25 protein-coding genes and 1 pseudogene are annotated in these 14,419 nt (G+C 66.2%); all 26 read left to right on the top strand.

Going from position 1 to position 14,419, the window contains the following annotated elements:
* Positions 1-24 precede the first annotated feature (24 nt).
* The 26 genes and pseudogenes from rplB to E6W39_RS25825 all read left to right on the top strand — a co-directional run bounded on the left by rplB (position 25) and on the right by E6W39_RS25825 (position 14,365).
* Positions 25-860, top strand: a pseudogene (rplB, locus tag E6W39_RS25700) (50S ribosomal protein L2).
* Between the two features lie 11 nt (positions 861-871).
* Positions 872-1,153, top strand: coding sequence for a 30S ribosomal protein S19 (gene rpsS, locus E6W39_RS25705; RefSeq protein WP_030280772.1), 282 nt, complete (start codon positions 872-874; stop codon positions 1,151-1,153).
* A 59-nt stretch (positions 1,154-1,212) separates the two neighbouring features.
* Positions 1,213-1,560 (top strand): 50S ribosomal protein L22, encoded by a 348-nt coding sequence (gene rplV, locus E6W39_RS25710; RefSeq protein WP_101381385.1) that lies wholly within the window; start codon positions 1,213-1,215, stop codon positions 1,558-1,560.
* Positions 1,560-2,387: a 30S ribosomal protein S3 gene (gene rpsC, locus E6W39_RS25715; RefSeq protein WP_141635544.1), complete on the top strand. Its 828-nt coding sequence runs from the start codon at positions 1,560-1,562 to the stop codon at positions 2,385-2,387. The genes rplV and rpsC overlap by 1 nt, the downstream gene beginning before the upstream one ends.
* Before the next feature lie 5 nt (positions 2,388-2,392).
* Positions 2,393-2,812, top strand: a complete 420-nt coding sequence (gene rplP / locus E6W39_RS25720; RefSeq protein WP_141635545.1) for a 50S ribosomal protein L16 — start codon at positions 2,393-2,395, stop codon at positions 2,810-2,812.
* On the top strand, positions 2,812-3,036 hold the full coding sequence (gene rpmC / locus E6W39_RS25725) for a 50S ribosomal protein L29 (protein ID WP_101381388.1): 225 nt from the start codon (positions 2,812-2,814) through the stop codon (positions 3,034-3,036). The genes rplP and rpmC overlap by 1 nt, the downstream gene beginning before the upstream one ends.
* Positions 3,036-3,308, top strand: coding sequence for a 30S ribosomal protein S17 (rpsQ, locus tag E6W39_RS25730; RefSeq protein WP_030280777.1), 273 nt, complete (start codon positions 3,036-3,038; stop codon positions 3,306-3,308). The genes rpmC and rpsQ overlap by 1 nt, the downstream gene beginning before the upstream one ends.
* Positions 3,309-3,407: 99 nt before the next feature.
* Positions 3,408-3,779: a 50S ribosomal protein L14 gene (gene rplN / locus E6W39_RS25735; RefSeq protein ID WP_030232481.1), complete on the top strand. Its 372-nt coding sequence runs from the start codon at positions 3,408-3,410 to the stop codon at positions 3,777-3,779.
* 15 nt (positions 3,780-3,794) lie between these two features.
* On the top strand, positions 3,795-4,106 hold the full coding sequence (rplX, locus tag E6W39_RS25740) for a 50S ribosomal protein L24 (RefSeq protein ID WP_101385140.1): 312 nt from the start codon (positions 3,795-3,797) through the stop codon (positions 4,104-4,106).
* Positions 4,106-4,675 carry a 50S ribosomal protein L5 gene (gene rplE, locus E6W39_RS25745; protein ID WP_141635546.1) on the top strand — a complete coding sequence of 190 codons (570 nt, stop codon included), beginning with the start codon at positions 4,106-4,108 and terminating at the stop codon, positions 4,673-4,675. The genes rplX and rplE overlap by 1 nt, the downstream gene beginning before the upstream one ends.
* Before the next feature lie 3 nt (positions 4,676-4,678).
* Positions 4,679-4,864, top strand: coding sequence for a type Z 30S ribosomal protein S14 (locus tag E6W39_RS25750; protein WP_030393303.1), 186 nt, complete (start codon positions 4,679-4,681; stop codon positions 4,862-4,864).
* 269 nt (positions 4,865-5,133) lie between these two features.
* A complete protein-coding gene (gene rpsH, locus E6W39_RS25755; protein ID WP_101381390.1) occupies positions 5,134-5,541 on the top strand; it encodes a 30S ribosomal protein S8 in 408 nt (135 codons plus the stop codon).
* Positions 5,542-5,563: 22 nt separating this feature from the next.
* Positions 5,564-6,103 carry a 50S ribosomal protein L6 gene (rplF, locus tag E6W39_RS25760; protein WP_141635547.1) on the top strand — a complete coding sequence of 180 codons (540 nt, stop codon included), beginning with the start codon at positions 5,564-5,566 and terminating at the stop codon, positions 6,101-6,103.
* Between the two features lie 3 nt (positions 6,104-6,106).
* Positions 6,107-6,490, top strand: a complete 384-nt coding sequence (gene rplR / locus E6W39_RS25765; RefSeq protein ID WP_101381392.1) for a 50S ribosomal protein L18 — start codon at positions 6,107-6,109, stop codon at positions 6,488-6,490.
* A gap of 48 nt (positions 6,491-6,538) precedes the next feature.
* Positions 6,539-7,183, top strand: a complete 645-nt coding sequence (gene rpsE / locus E6W39_RS25770) for a 30S ribosomal protein S5 (RefSeq protein WP_101381393.1) — start codon at positions 6,539-6,541, stop codon at positions 7,181-7,183.
* Positions 7,183-7,365, top strand: a complete 183-nt coding sequence (rpmD, locus tag E6W39_RS25775; protein WP_030300409.1) for a 50S ribosomal protein L30 — start codon at positions 7,183-7,185, stop codon at positions 7,363-7,365. Before rpsE ends, rpmD begins: the two co-directional genes overlap by 1 nt.
* Before the next feature lie 2 nt (positions 7,366-7,367).
* On the top strand, positions 7,368-7,820 hold the full coding sequence (rplO, locus tag E6W39_RS25780) for a 50S ribosomal protein L15 (protein ID WP_407658461.1): 453 nt from the start codon (positions 7,368-7,370) through the stop codon (positions 7,818-7,820).
* 327 nt (positions 7,821-8,147) lie between these two features.
* Entirely contained in the window at positions 8,148-9,455 is a 1,308-nt protein-coding gene (gene secY, locus E6W39_RS25785) for a preprotein translocase subunit SecY (RefSeq protein ID WP_101381395.1), read from the top strand.
* The gene (locus E6W39_RS25790) at positions 9,455-10,114 is read left to right on the top strand and encodes an adenylate kinase (RefSeq protein ID WP_141635549.1); all 660 of its coding nucleotides are present in this window, start codon (positions 9,455-9,457) and stop codon (positions 10,112-10,114) included. Before secY ends, E6W39_RS25790 begins: the two co-directional genes overlap by 1 nt.
* Before the next feature lie 155 nt (positions 10,115-10,269).
* Positions 10,270-11,109: a type I methionyl aminopeptidase gene (map, locus tag E6W39_RS25795; RefSeq protein ID WP_141635550.1), complete on the top strand. Its 840-nt coding sequence runs from the start codon at positions 10,270-10,272 to the stop codon at positions 11,107-11,109.
* Positions 11,110-11,161: 52 nt separating this feature from the next.
* A complete protein-coding gene (mscL, locus tag E6W39_RS25800; RefSeq protein WP_141635551.1) occupies positions 11,162-11,584 on the top strand; it encodes a large conductance mechanosensitive channel protein MscL in 423 nt (140 codons plus the stop codon).
* A 158-nt stretch (positions 11,585-11,742) separates the two neighbouring features.
* Positions 11,743-11,964: a translation initiation factor IF-1 gene (infA, locus tag E6W39_RS25805; RefSeq protein ID WP_003956442.1), complete on the top strand. Its 222-nt coding sequence runs from the start codon at positions 11,743-11,745 to the stop codon at positions 11,962-11,964.
* Positions 11,965-12,023: 59 nt separating this feature from the next.
* Complete coding sequence (rpmJ, locus tag E6W39_RS25810) at positions 12,024-12,137, top strand: 50S ribosomal protein L36 (RefSeq protein ID WP_003956441.1); 114 nt, start codon at positions 12,024-12,026, stop codon at positions 12,135-12,137.
* Between the two features lie 178 nt (positions 12,138-12,315).
* Positions 12,316-12,696 (top strand): 30S ribosomal protein S13, encoded by a 381-nt coding sequence (rpsM, locus tag E6W39_RS25815; protein WP_101381399.1) that lies wholly within the window; start codon positions 12,316-12,318, stop codon positions 12,694-12,696.
* Positions 12,697-12,768: 72 nt separating this feature from the next.
* Positions 12,769-13,176 (top strand): 30S ribosomal protein S11, encoded by a 408-nt coding sequence (gene rpsK, locus E6W39_RS25820; protein ID WP_014136257.1) that lies wholly within the window; start codon positions 12,769-12,771, stop codon positions 13,174-13,176.
* 166 nt (positions 13,177-13,342) lie between these two features.
* The gene (locus E6W39_RS25825; RefSeq protein WP_101381400.1) at positions 13,343-14,365 is read left to right on the top strand and encodes a DNA-directed RNA polymerase subunit alpha; all 1,023 of its coding nucleotides are present in this window, start codon (positions 13,343-13,345) and stop codon (positions 14,363-14,365) included.
* The last annotated feature ends 54 nt before the right edge of the window (positions 14,366-14,419 follow it).

Consider the following 14,419-nt stretch of genomic DNA (forward strand, 5'->3'; position numbering starts at 1 on the left):
CCGTCGATTAGGACGAGGACAGAAATGGGTATCCGCAAGTACAAGCCGACTACGCCGGGCCGTCGTGGCGCCAGCGTGGCCGACTTCGTCGAAATCACGCGGTCCACGCCGGAGAAGTCGCTGGTTCGCCCCCTGCACAGCAAGGGCGGCCGTAACAACGCCGGTCGTATCACCGCTCGCCACCAGGGTGGCGGTCACAAGCGCGCCTACCGCGTGATCGACTTCCGTCGTCACGACAAGGACGGCGTGCCGGCCAAGGTCGCGCACATCGAGTACGACCCCAACCGCACCGCGCGCATCGCGCTCCTGCACTACGCGGACGGCGAGAAGCGCTACATCATCGCCCCGCGCGGCATCGCGCAGGGTGACCGGATTGAGAACGGCGCTGGCGCCGACATCAAGCCGGGCAACAACCTGCCGCTCCGCAACATCCCGGTCGGTACCACCATCCACGCGGTGGAGCTGCGTCCGGGTGGCGGTGCCAAGATGGCCCGTTCCGCCGGTTCCGGCATCCAGCTGCTCGCCCGTGAGGGTCGCATGGCGCACCTGCGCATGCCCTCCGGTGAGATCCGCCTGGTCGACGTGCGCTGCCGCGCCACCGTCGGCGAGGTCGGCAACGCCGAGCAGTCGAACATCAACTGGGGCAAGGCCGGCCGTATGCGCTGGAAGGGCGTCCGCCCGACCGTGCGTGGTGTGGCCATGAACCCGATCGACCACCCGCACGGTGGTGGTGAGGGTAAGACCTCTGGTGGTCGCCACCCGGTTTCGCCGTGGGCCAGAAGGAGGGTCGCACCCGCAAGCCGAACAAGGCTTCGGACGCCCTCATCGTGCGCCGCCGCAAGACCAACAAGAAGCGCTAGGAGCAGGTCAGATGCCGCGCAGTCTTAAGAAGGGCCCCTTCATCGACGGCCACCTCATCAAGAAGGTGGACGCTCAGAACGAGGCGGGTACCCAGAACGTCATCAAGACCTGGTCCCGTCGTTCCGTGATCAGCCCGAGCATGCTCGGTCACACGATCGCGGTTCACGATGGCCGTAAGCACGTCCCGGTGTTCGTCACCGAGTCGATGGTCGGCCACAAGCTCGGCGAGTTCGCTCCGACCCGCACCTTCCGCGGCCACGTCAAGGAAGACCGCAAGTCGAAGCGCCGCTAAGGCCTCCGAGCTTCAGCGCCAGAACGACTTAAGTGACTTACTCCATTAAGGGGACAACCATGGAAGCCAGGGCACAGGCGCGGTACATCCGCGTGACGCCCATGAAGGCCCGCCGCGTGGTGGACCTCATCCGTGGCGTCGACGCCACGGAGGCCCGGGCGATCCTGCGGTTCTCGCCGCAGGCCGCCACTGTGCCGGTTGGCAAGGTGCTCGAGAGCGCCATCGCCAACGCGAAGCACAACTACAACCACTCCAACGAGAACGACCTCGTCATCTCCGAGGCGTACGTTGACGAGGGCCCGACCCTGAAGCGGTTCCGCCCGCGCGCCCAGGGCCGCGCCTACCGGATCCGGAAGCGGACCAGCCACATCACCGTGGTCGTCAGCAGCAAGGAAGGGACCCGGTAATGGGCCAGAAGGTTAACCCGCACGGGTTCCGCCTCGGCATCAGCACGGACTTCAAGTCCCGCTGGTACGCCGACAAGCTGTACAAGGACTACGTCAAGGAAGACGTTGCCATTCGTCGCATGATGACGAAGGGCATGGAGCGCGCCGGCATCTCCAAGGTCGAGATCGAGCGCACCCGCGACCGCGTCCGCGTCGACATCCACACCGCCCGCCCCGGCATCGTGATCGGTCGCCGTGGCACCGAGGCCGACCGCATCCGCGGCGACCTCGAGAAGCTGACCGGCAAGCAGGTCCAGCTGAACATCCTCGAGGTCAAGAACCCCGAGCTGGACGCCCAGCTCGTGGCTCAGGGCGTCGCGGAGCAGCTGTCCTCCCGCGTGTCGTTCCGCCGTGCCATGCGCAAGAGCATGCAGGGCACCATGAAGTCCGGCGCCAAGGGCATCAAGGTCCAGTGCTCCGGTCGTCTCGGCGGCGCCGAGATGAGCCGTTCGGAGTTCTACCGCGAGGGTCGCGTGCCGCTGCACACCCTCCGTGCGAACGTCGACTACGGCTTCTTCGAGGCCAAGACGACCTTCGGCCGCATCGGCGTGAAGGTCTGGATCTACAAGGGCGACGTCAAGAACATCGCCGAGGTCCGCGCTGAGAACGCCGCTGCCCGCTCGGGCAACCGTCCGGCCCGCAACGACGCCCGCCCCGCGCGCGGCGAGCGTGGCGGCCGCGGCGAGCGTGGTGGCGCCCGTGGCGGTCGTCGTCCCGCGAACACCGAGGCCCAGGCCCCGGCTGTGACCGAGACGCCGGCTGCCGAGAGCACCGGAACGGAGGCCTGACCCTCATGCTGATCCCCCGTCGGGTCAAGCACCGCAAGCAGCACCACCCCAAGCGTCGTGGTGCCGCCAAGGGTGGCACCGAGCTGGCGTTCGGCCAGTTCGGCATCCAGGCCGTGACCCCGGCCTACGTGACGAACCGTCAGATCGAGTCCGCTCGTATCGCGATCAACCGTCACATCCGCCGTGGCGGCAAGGTCTGGATCAACATCTACCCGGACCGCCCGCTCACCAAGAAGCCGGCCGAGACCCGCATGGGTTCCGGTAAGGGTTCGCCGGAGTGGTGGATCGCGAACGTGCACCCGGGTCGGGTCATGTTCGAGCTGTCGTACCCGAACGAGAAGGTGGCTCGCGAGGCGCTCACCCGCGCCGCGCACAAGCTGCCGATGAAGTGCCGGATCGTCCGGCGCGAGGACGGTGAGAGCTGATGTCGGCCGGCACCAAGGCTGCTGAGCTGCGCGAGCTGGACAACGAGGCGCTCGTTGCCAAGCTTCGTGAGGCCAAGGAGGAGCTGTTCAACCTCCGCTTCCAGGCGGCGACCGGACAGCTCGACAACCACGGACGGCTTCGCCTCGTCCGTAAGGACATCGCGCGGATCTACACCCTGATGCGCGAGCGCGAGCTGGGCATCGAGACGGTGGAGAACGCCTGATGACTGAGAACACCAACGAGACGCGCGGTTTCCGCAAGACCCGTGAGGGTCTCGTCGTCAGCGACAAGATGGACAAGACCGTCGTCGTCGCCGTCGAGGACCGCGTCAAGCACGCTCTGTACGGCAAGGTCATTCGCCGTACGAACAAGCTGAAGGCGCACGACGAGCAGAACGCGTGCGGCGTGGGCGACCGGGTCCTCCTCGCGGAGACCCGCCCGCTGTCCGCGACGAAGCGCTGGCGCGTCGTCGAGATCCTCGAGAAGGCCAAGTAACGAAGCCGATGAGGTACGGCCGTATGTGCACCAGGTCGAAAGACGCTGGTGTGAGCAGCGGCCGGCCCGTCGACTCTCGTTGACGATCAGGAGAAAGCTGTGATCCAGCAGGAGTCGCGACTGCGTGTCGCCGACAACACGGGTGCCAAGGAGATTCTCTGCATCCGCGTTCTCGGTGGCTCCGGTCGCCGCTACGCCGGTATCGGGGACGTCATCGTCGCCACCGTCAAGGACGCGATCCCCGGTGGTTCGGTGAAGAAGGGCGACGTCGTCAAGTGCGTCGTCGTTCGCACGGTGAAGGAGCGCCGTCGTCCGGACGGTTCCTACATCCGCTTCGACGAGAACGCCGCTGTCGTTCTCAAGAACACCGAGGGTGACCCCCGTGGTACCCGCATCTTCGGCCCGGTGGGCCGCGAGCTGCGTGACAAGAAGTTCATGAAGATCATCTCGCTGGCGCCGGAGGTGCTCTAACCCATGGCGAACAGCATGAAGATCAAGAAGGGTGACCTGGTTCAGGTCATCACCGGCAAGGACAAGGGCAAGCAGGGCAAGGTCATCCAGGCCATGCCGGCTGAGAACAAGGTCCTCGTCGAGGGTGTGAACCGGGTCAAGAAGCACACCAAGCCCGGCCAGGGCACCGCCGGTGGCATCGTCACCGTCGAGGCCCCGGTGCACGTTTCGAACGTGCAGCTGGTCGTGGAGAAGGACGGCAAGAAGGTCGTCACCCGCGTTGGCTACCGCTTCGATGAGCAGGGCAACAAGATCCGCGTTGCCAAGCGGACCGGTGAGGACATCTGATGTCTGAGACGACTGTTGAGAAGGTGACCCCCCGTCTCAAGGAGCGTTACAACTCCGAGATCAAGGGTCAGCTGCACGAGCAGTTCTCGTACGAGAACGTCATGCTGATCCCCGGCCTGGTCAAGGTCGTGGTCAACATGGGTGTCGGCGAGGCCGCCCGTGACAGCAAGCTGATCGAGGGTGCCATCAAGGACCTGACCGCGATCACCGGTCAGAAGCCTGCTGTCACCAAGGCTCGTAAGTCCATCGCGCAGTTCAAGCTGCGCGAGGGCCAGCCGATCGGCACCCACGTCACCCTCCGTGGTGACCGCATGTGGGAGTTCCTGGACCGTCTGGTGTCGCTGGCTCTGCCGCGTATCCGTGACTTCCGTGGTCTCTCCCCCAAGCAGTTCGACGGTCGTGGCAACTACACCTTCGGTCTGACCGAGCAGGTTATGTTCCACGAGATCGACCAGGACAAGGTCGACCGTCAGCGCGGTATGGACATCACCGTCGTGACCACCGCCAAGACCGACGATGAGGGCCGGGCGCTGCTGCGCGCTCTGGGCTTCCCGTTCAAGGAGGCGTGAGCCGTGGCGAAGAAGTCCCTCATCGCGAAGGCCGAGCGCAAGCCGAAGTTCGGCGTGCGGGCCTACACCCGGTGCCAGCGGTGCGGTCGTCCGCACTCGGTGTACCGCAAGTTCGGCCTCTGCCGTGTCTGCCTTCGTGAGATGGCGCACCGCGGCGAGCTGCCGGGCGTGACCAAGAGCTCCTGGTAATCCAGCGCTCCTGGTGAACGCATAGCGAAGCAGAGGTGCCCGACCCCACAGCGCCCAGATTTGGGCAGCCTTTCGGATTCCCGTAAGGTAGTGGGGTCGGGCCCCCTGTCGCGGCATCCCCATGGATGCTGCGGCTCTTCTCTGAAGGGCTCGCACCCAGTCTTACTAACGCCGTAGGTCCCCTGCGTTTGTGCCCCTGCTGCACTCCACCGAGTGCAGGAGGGGGACCTGATGCGGAGAAACCACGGCGAGAGAGGCCTGAGGCCACCATGACCATGACCGACCCCATCGCAGACATGCTGACGCGTCTGCGGAACGCCAACTCGGCGTACCACGACACTGTCGCGATGCCTGCCAGCAAGATCAAGGCGCACGTTGCCGAGATCCTGCAGCAGGAGGGGTACATCTCCTCCTACAAGGTTGAGGACCCGAGCGAGGGCGAGGTGGGCAAGAAGCTCACCATCGAGCTCAAGTTCGGTCCGAACCGTGAGCGTTCCATCGCCGGCATCAAGCGCATCAGCAAGCCGGGTCTGCGTGTTTACGCAAAGTCCACCAACCTGCCGAAGGTGCTCGGCGGCCTGGGCGTGGCGATCATCTCCACGTCTTCCGGCCTCCTGACCGACAAGCAGGCCGCCAAGAAGGGCGTAGGCGGAGAAGTTCTCGCCTACGTCTGGTAATTCGGGAAACGGAGGTACAGCAATGTCTCGTATTGGACGGCTGCCCATCCCGGTTCCCGCCGGCGTGGACGTCACCATCGATGGCCAGACGGTTTCGGTGAAGGGCCCCAAGGGCACCCTCACCCACGTCGTCGCGGCGCCGATCGAGATCAGCAAGGACGAGAACGGCACTCTGGTCGTCACTCGCCCGAACGACGAGCGTCAGTCGAAGGCCCTCCACGGCCTTTCGCGCACGCTGGTGGCGAACATGATCACCGGCGTGACCGCGGGCTACCGCAAGTCGCTGGAGATCAGCGGTGTTGGTTACCGCGTCGCGGCGAAGGGCTCCAACATGGAGTTCTCGCTCGGCTACAGCCACCCGATCCTGGTCGAGGCCCCGGAGGGCATCTCCTTCGTGGTCGAGTCGCCCACCAAGTTCCACGTGGACGGCACGGACAAGCAGAAGGTCGGCGAGGTCGCCGCGAAGATCCGCAAGCTGCGCAAGCCCGACCCGTACAAGGCCAAGGGCGTCAAGTACGCGGGCGAGGTCATCCGCCGCAAGGTCGGAAAGAGTGGTAAGTAAGCGATGAGCGTCTCTGTCAAGATCGGCAAGGGCGACGGCTACAAGAACGCCGCCCGCAAGCGCCGCGCGATTCGCGTTCGCAAGCGCGTTGTCGGCACCGAGGTGCGTCCGCGCCTCGTTGTGACGCGCTCGAACCGTCACATGGTCGCCCAGGTCATCGACGACGCCAAGGGTCACACCCTGGCGTCGGCGTCCACCCTCGACGTGTCCATCAAGGGCGCCGAGGGCGACAAGACCGAGCTGGCCAAGAAGGTCGGGAGCCTGGTCGCCGAGCGCGCCAAGGCCGCCGGCATCGAGTCGGTCGTCTTCGACCGCGCGGGCAACCGGTACGCCGGCCGCATCGCCGCCCTGGCGGACGCGGCTCGTGAGGCCGGGCTCGACTTCTAAGCCGCTCGTCGACTCTGTCGGCGGACGTAATCGAGAGAGGTAATTCCAATGGCTGGACCCCAGCGCCGCGGTAGCGGCGCCGGCGGCGGCACCGGTGGCGAGCGGCGCGACCGTAAGCGTGACGACCGGGGCAACGCCCCCGCCGTCGAGAAGACCGCTTACGTCGAGCGCGTCGTCGCGATCAACCGTGTCGCCAAGGTTGTCAAGGGTGGTCGTCGCTTCAGCTTCACCGCGCTGGTCGTGGTGGGCGACGGTGACGGCACCGTGGGTGTCGGTTACGGGAAGGCGAAGGAGGTTCCGGCCGCCATCGCCAAGGGCGTTGAGGAGGCCAAGAAGAACTTCTTCAAGGTTCCCCGTATCCAGGGCACCATCCCGCACCCCGTTCAGGGCGAGAAGGCCGCCGGCGTCGTGCTGCTGAAGCCGGCGTCCCCCGGTACCGGTGTTATCGCCGGTGGCCCGGTGCGTGCCGTCCTGGAGTGCGCCGGCGTTCACGACATCCTGTCGAAGTCGCTCGGCTCGGACAACGCGATCAACATCGTGCACGCCACCGTGGCTGCTCTGAAGGGCCTCGTTCGCCCCGAGGAGATCGCCGCCCGTCGTGGCCTGCCGCTCGAGGACGTGGCTCCGGCCGCCCTGCTGCGCGCTCGCGCGGCCGGCACCGCCGCTGCCGCTCCGGCTGGGGCTGGTGTCTGATGGCGCGCCTGAAGATCACCCAGACCAAGAGCTACATCGGTAGCAAGCAGAACCACCGCGAGACGCTGCGTTCGCTTGGCCTCAAGCGCATGCACGACGTGGTCGTGAAGGAGGACCGTCCCGAGATCCGCGGGATGGCCCAGACCGTGCGTCACCTCGTCACGGTCGAGGAGGTGGACTGATCATGTCTGACAACCCGATCAAGATCCACAACCTGCGTCCCGCCCCGGGTGCCAAGACCGACAAGATCCGTGTCGGCCGTGGTGAAGGCTCCAAGGGTAAGACCGCTGGTCGTGGTACCAAGGGCACCAAGGCCCGCTACCAGGTTCCGCAGCGCTTCGAGGGTGGCCAGATGCCGCTCCACATGCGCCTGCCGAAGCTGAAGGGCTTCAAGAACCCGTTCAAGGTGACCTTCCAGGTCGTCAACCTCGACAAGCTGGCCGAGCTCTACCCGCAGGGTGGCGAGGTCACTGTCGAGGGCCTGGTCGCCAAGGGCGCGGTCCGCAAGAACTCCCTCGTCAAGGTGCTCGGCACCGGCGAGGTCTCGGTTGCGCTGCAGGTGACGGTTGACGCCGTCTCCGGCTCCGCCACCGAGAAGATCAAGGCCGCCGGCGGCACCGTCACCGAGCTCGTCTGACCCCCAACCGGGTGAGCAGAGCGATCTGACGGCGCGTCAGTGCCGAGAGCCCCGTCCCTCCTTCGAGGGACGGGGCTCTTCTTATTTCTGTGCTCATCACCACGGGTTTCGCGTGCAAGCCCGCTCAAAACCGGGCATCTGGGTCCGGCTTCGACAAGCCTGGGCGTCATGCGCTTCTGCCGAGTGGCCACACACTGTTAGAGTCCCTGGAGTTCCCTTGTAGCCAGGCGCAGTCGACTGTGCCGACGGGGGACGGCAACCGACATTCACCCCGTCCGACAGGACCGACCCTTCCGCCGACGACGCGCGGGAGGCGCAGGAGGCACCGTGCTCAGTGCGTTCGCGCGGGCGTTCAAGACGCCCGACCTGCGCAAGAAGCTGCTGTTCACGCTGGGCATCATGGTGATCTTCCGGGTGGGCGCGCACATTCCCGTCCCCGGGGTGAACTTCAAGGCCGTCAACCAGTGCGTGAAGATGAGTGGCAACGGGCTGTTCGGCCTGGTCAATCTCTTCAGCGGCGGCGCGCTGCTGCAGCTGACGATCTTCGCCCTCGGCATCATGCCGTACATCACCGCCAGCATCATCCTTCAGCTGCTGACCGTCGTGATCCCGCGACTGGAATCGCTGAAGAAGGAGGGCCAGGCCGGGCAGACGAAGATCACCCAGTACACCCGCTACCTGACCATCGCGCTGGCGATCCTGCAGGGCACCGGCATCGTGGCGACCGCCTCCAACGGCGCGCTGTTCTCGAGCTGCCCGGTGGGCAACCAGGTGGTGCCGGACACCAGCGTGTTCCGGATCGCCCTCATGGTCATCACCATGACGGCGGGCACGACGATCATCATGTGGCTGGGTGAGCTGATCACCGACCGCGGCATCGGCAACGGCATGTCGATCCTGATGTTCACCTCGATCGCCGCCGGCTTCCCGGGCAACGTCTGGACCATCAAGAAGCTCGGCAAGATCGCCGGCGGTTGGTTCGAGTTCTTCGCGGTGATCGCGACCGGCATCGTCGTGATCGTCCTGGTCATCTTCGTGGAGCAGGCCCAGCGCCGGATCCCGGTGCAGTACGCCAAGCGAATGATCGGCCGCCGGGCGTTCGGCGGCACCTCGACCTACATCCCGCTGAAGGTCAACCAGGCCGGTGTCATCCCGGTCATCTTCGCCTCCTCGCTGCTGTACATCCCCTCGCTGGTGGCGCAGCTGACCGGCAGCAAGGCGAGCTGGGCGAACTGGGTCAACACGAACTTCACCAAGGGTGACCACCCGATCTACATGATCGCGTACTTCGTACTGATCGTGTTCTTCGCCTTCTTCTACGTCGCGATCTCCTTCAACCCCGAAGAAGTTGCCGACAATATGAAGAAGTATGGTGGCTTCATCCCGGGCATCCGGGCCGGCCGGCCGACGGCCGAATACCTGAACTACGTGCTCACCCGCATCACGTGGCCGGGTTCGCTCTACCTGGGCCTGATCGCTCTTATCCCGATGATCGGCCTGGTCGCCCTGAACGCGAGCACCACCATCCCGTTCGGCGGCACCAGCATCCTCATCATCGTCGGCGTCGGCCTCGAAACTGTGAAGCAGATCGAGAGCCAGCTCCAGCAGCGTAATTACGAAGGGTTCCTCCGCTGATGCGTATCGTCCTCGTCGGACCTCCCGGGGCCGGGAAGGGTACTCAGGCGCACGTGCTCGCCAAGACCCTGTCCATTCCCCACATCTCGACCGGTGACCTCTTCCGGGCCAACATCAGCCAGGGCACCCCGCTCGGCGTGGAGGCCAAGAGCTACATGGACCAGGGCCTCCTGGTGCCGGACGAGGTGACCATCGGGATGGCCAAGGACCGGCTCCAGCAGCCGGACACCGCGGCCGGGTTCCTGCTCGACGGCTTCCCGCGCAACCTGGAGCAGGCCAAGGCGCTCGACGCCTTCCTGGCCGACCAGGAGATCGCGCTGGACGGCGTGCTGGACCTGGAGGTCCCCGAGGACGAGGTGGTCAAGCGGATCGCCGGCCGCCGGCTCTGCCGCAACAACGGCGCCCACGTCTTCCACGTGATCTACAACCCGCCGAAGACCGAGGGCGTCTGCGACGAGTGCGGTGGCGAGCTCTACCAGCGCTCGGACGACACCGAGGAGTCGGTGCGGGTCCGGCTGGAGGAGTACCACTCCAAGACCGAGCCGATCATCGGCTACTACCGCGAGCAGCAGCTGGTCACCACCATCTCCGCGCTCGGCAAGGTCGAAGAGGTCACCCAGCGCGCCGTGGACGCGCTGAAGGCCGGCAAGCAGGGCTGACGCCCGACCGGCACAGCTGAACAGAGTCCTCCGCGTGCCGCACGGCCGCGGCACCCCACCCGGGGTGCCGCGGCCGTGCGGCGTCGTACCGTGGGGGAGTGACAAGGGCGCCCGGCAAGGACCGGGCGCGATTTCGGACGAAAGGCACTCGCCAGATGGTGCAGATCAAGACCCCCGAGCAGATCGCCAAGATGCGGGTCGCCGGGCTGGTCGTCGCCGAGGCGCTCAAGGCCTGTCGCGCGGCGGTGGCGCCCGGGGTGACCACCCAGGACCTCAACGACATCGCGGACAAGGTGATCACCGAGCACGGCGCCACCTCCAACTTCCGCGCCAACCACGGCGGTCTCTGGTTCCCGGGGGTGATCTGCGCCTCGGTCAACAACGAGGTGGTCCACGGCATCCCGGGGGAGCGGGTGCTGCAGGAGGGCGACATCATCTCCATCGACTGCGGTGCCATCGTGGACGGCTGGCACGGTGACGCGGCGATCACCGTCGCGGTCGGCGAGGTGGCCCCCGAGGTCGAGATGCTCAGCCGGGTCACCGAGGGCTCGATGTGGGCAGGCATCGCCCAGATGAAGAAGAGCAACCGACTGGTCGACGTCTCCAAGGCGATCGAGGGCTTCATCCGCCGCCAGCCGCTGCCGCCCAAGGGCAAGTGGGGCATCACCGAGGGGTACGGCGGCCACGGCATCGGCACCGCGATGCACATGGAGCCGCACGTGCTGAACTACGTGGAGCGCGGCCGGGGCAAGGGTCCCAAGCTGGTGCCGGGCACGGTGCTGGCGATCGAGCCGATGGTCTCGCTCGGCACCCCGCACACCTCGGTGCTCGAGGACGACTGGACCGTCGTGACCAACGACGGCACCTGGGCCGCGCACTGGGAGCACTCGGTGGCGGTCACCGAGCAGGGTCCGCTGGTGCTCACCGCCTTCGACGGCGGAAAGGCCCAGCTCGCGGCCCTGGGCGTCACCGCCGCCCCCGACCCGTTGGGCTGAGCCGGTATCGTCTAGGGCTGCGACCCAGGCGAATCGGACAATAGGGGTAACTGTGCTCAAGGGCTTCCGCGACTTCATGATGCGCGGCAACGTGGTGGACATGGGCGTCGGCATCGTGATCGGTGCCGCGTTCACCGGCGTGGTCAACGGCTTCGTGAAGGCGTTCCTGACGCCGCTGGTCGGCATCGTGACCGGTGCCACCGGCGACTTCAGCAGCAACACCTTCAAGGTGGCGGGCGTGGTCTTCCCGTACGGGGACTTCGTCAACACCCTGATCTCGTTCCTGCTGACCGCCGCGGTGCTCTACTTCTGCGTGGTGCTGCCGGTCACCAAGGCCACCGCCCGCTACCTGCCGAAGAAGCCCAAGCAGGCCAAGCGCCCCTGCCCCGAGTGCCTGACCGAGATCCCCGAGGCCGCCACCCGCTGCTCCGCCTGCACCGCCGCGGTGCAGCCGGTGGCACTCCCGGTGGCGTGAATTTTTGCGAAGGCCGACCGGTAACGTACGATGGACCGTCGGCTCTCTCGTAGCGTGCCCCGGCACGCCCTCAACGCCCTCGTGGCGTGAGGTGAAGGCTGGTTCGCACGAGCGTTCCGCATACGGTAGCCGGACCCGAAGGGTGGATCTCGCAGTTCATGGCTAAGAAGCAAGGCGCCATTGAGATCGAGGGCACCGTGATCGAGTCTCTTCCGAACGCGATGTTCAAGGTCGAGCTGCAGAACGGTCACAAGGTCCTCGCTCACATCAGCGGCAAGATGCGCATGCACTACATCCGCATCCTCCCGGACGACCGGGTCGTCGTGGAGCTCAGCCCCTATGACCTGACCCGCGGCCGGATCGTCTACCGGTACAAGTAGTAAAAACCTCCTCGCTCCGCGAGGGGCCCCGTCAGATCTAGACCCGGAGAACCTGGAACATGAAGGTCAAGCCGAGCGTCAAGAAGATCTGCGACAAGTGCAAGGTGATCCGCCGCCACGGCCGGGTCATGGTGATCTGCGACAACCTGCGCCACAAGCAGCGCCAGGGCTGATCGTCCCGCATTTCTCGTAGTACTTCGCGCGACGCGCACAACGTCATAAGCGGGCCGCCCGATCCGCTCCCGCATGGAGCGGACTGCCACCCCCGGTTCAGAGGCCGGGGCTCGCACACCGAGAGGTGTCCGGGTAGGCGGCACGTAAGACCTCTGAGGAACATCACAGGAGCCTTGAATGGCACGCCTCTCCGGCGTTGATCTCCCCCGCGAGAAGCGGATTGAGATCGCCCTCACGTACGTCTACGGCATCGGCCGCACCCGCGCCCAGCAGACGCTGGCCGAGACCGGCGTGAACCCGTCCATCCGCGTCCGCGACATCTCCGAGGACGACCTGGTCGCGCTGCAGCGCTTCATCGACGCCAACTTCCGCGTTGAGGGTGACCTCCGCCGTGAGGTTGCCGCCGACATCCGCCGCAAGGTCGAGATCGGTTGCTACGAGGGTCTGCGTCACCGTCGCGGCCTGCCGGTCCGCGGTCAGCGCACCCACACCAACGCGCGTACCCGCAAGGGCCCGCGTCGCGCGATTGCCGGCAAGAAGAAGCCGGGCAAGAAGTAGTCCGCCCGTTAACCGGACATCCCTCCGGCCCGCGGGTTAGCGGACCGACCACCTCAGTAGGAGAACAGACTTATGCCCCCCAAGGGTCGTCAGGCTGCCGGCGCGAAGAAGATCCGCCGCAAGGAAAAGAAGAACGTCGCTCACGGGCACGCTCACATCAAGAGCACGTTCAACAACACCATCGTTTCGATCACCGACCCCTCGGGCAACGTGATCTCCTGGGCCTCCGCCGGCCACGTCGGCTTCAAGGGCTCGCGCAAGTCCACCCCGTTCGCCGCGCAGATGGCCGCCGAGGCCGCTGCCCGTCGCGCGCAGGAGCACGGCATGCGCAAGGTCGACGTCTTCGTGAAGGGTCCGGGCTCCGGCCGCGAGACCGCGATCCGTTCGCTCCAGGCCACCGGCCTCGAGGTCGGCTCGATCCAGGACGTCACCCCCACCCCGCACAACGGCTGCCGTCCGCCGAAGCGCCGCCGCGTCTGACATCAGGCAGGTGGTTCGGCTTCGGCCGACTCCCTAGCGTCTGACGCGGCGCCTTCGGGTGCGAGTGTCTTAAACCGCGTACGGGCTCCTGTTTTCAGCAGGAGCCCGTACGCTGGTCTTGTTCGGCATCAAATAGTGGGTGCCGAGTACAACTGGAGGACTGAACATGCTCATCGCTCAGCGCCCCTCGCTGACCGAAGAGGTTGTCGACGAGTACCGCTCGCGGTTCGTCATCGAGCCGCTGGAGCCGGGCTTCGGCTACACCCTCGGCAACTCGCTTCGCCGCACCCTGCTCTCCTCGATCCCGGGCGCCGCTGTCACCAGCATCCGGATCGACGGTGTCCTGCACGAGTTCACCACCGTGCCGGGCGTCAAGGAGGACGTCACCGACCTCATCCTGAACATCAAGCAGCTGGTCGTCTCCTCGGAGCACGACGAGCCGGTCGTGATGTACCTGCGCAAGCAGGGCCCGGGTGTGGTCACCGCCGCCGACATCGCCCCGCCGGCCGGTGTCGAGGTGCACAACCCCGAGCTGGTCCTCGCCACCCTGAACGGCAAGGGCAAGCTGGAGATGGAGCTGACCGTCGAGCGCGGTCGCGGCTACGTCTCCGCGGTCCAGAACAAGGCCTCCGGCCAGGAGATCGGCCGGATCCCGGTCGACTCGATCTACAGCCCCGTGCTGAAGGTCACCTACAAGGTCGAGGCCACCCGTGTCGAGCAGCGGACCGACTTCGACAAGCTGATCGTCGACGTCGAGACCAAGCCCGCCATGCGTCCGCGTGACGCCATGGCCTCGGCCGGCAAGACCCTGGTCGAGCTGTTCGGTCTCGCCCGCGAGCTGAACATCGACGCCGAGGGCATCGACATGGGCCCGTCCCCGACGGACGCCGCCCTGGCCGCCGACCTGGCGCTGCCGATCGAAGAGCTGGAGCTCACCGTTCGGTCGTACAACTGCCTCAAGCGCGAGGGCATCCACACCGTGGGTGAGCTCGTCGCCCGGTCCGAGGCGGACCTGCTCGACATCCGCAACTTCGGTGCGAAGTCGATCGACGAGGTAAAGGCCAAGCTGGCCGGCATGGGCCTGGCCCTCAAGGACAGCCCGCCCGGGTTCGACCCGACCGCGGCCGCCGACGCCTTCGGCGCCGACGACCTGGACGACCAGGGCTACGCCGAGACCGAGCAGTACTAAGAGTTTGGAGCGGGGGCGGCTCCCCGGGAGCCGCCCCTCTTCGATGCAAGTCGT

The organism is Kitasatospora acidiphila, from assembly GCF_006636205.1.
GTDB classification, from domain to species: Bacteria; Actinomycetota; Actinomycetes; order Streptomycetales; family Streptomycetaceae; genus Kitasatospora; species Kitasatospora acidiphila.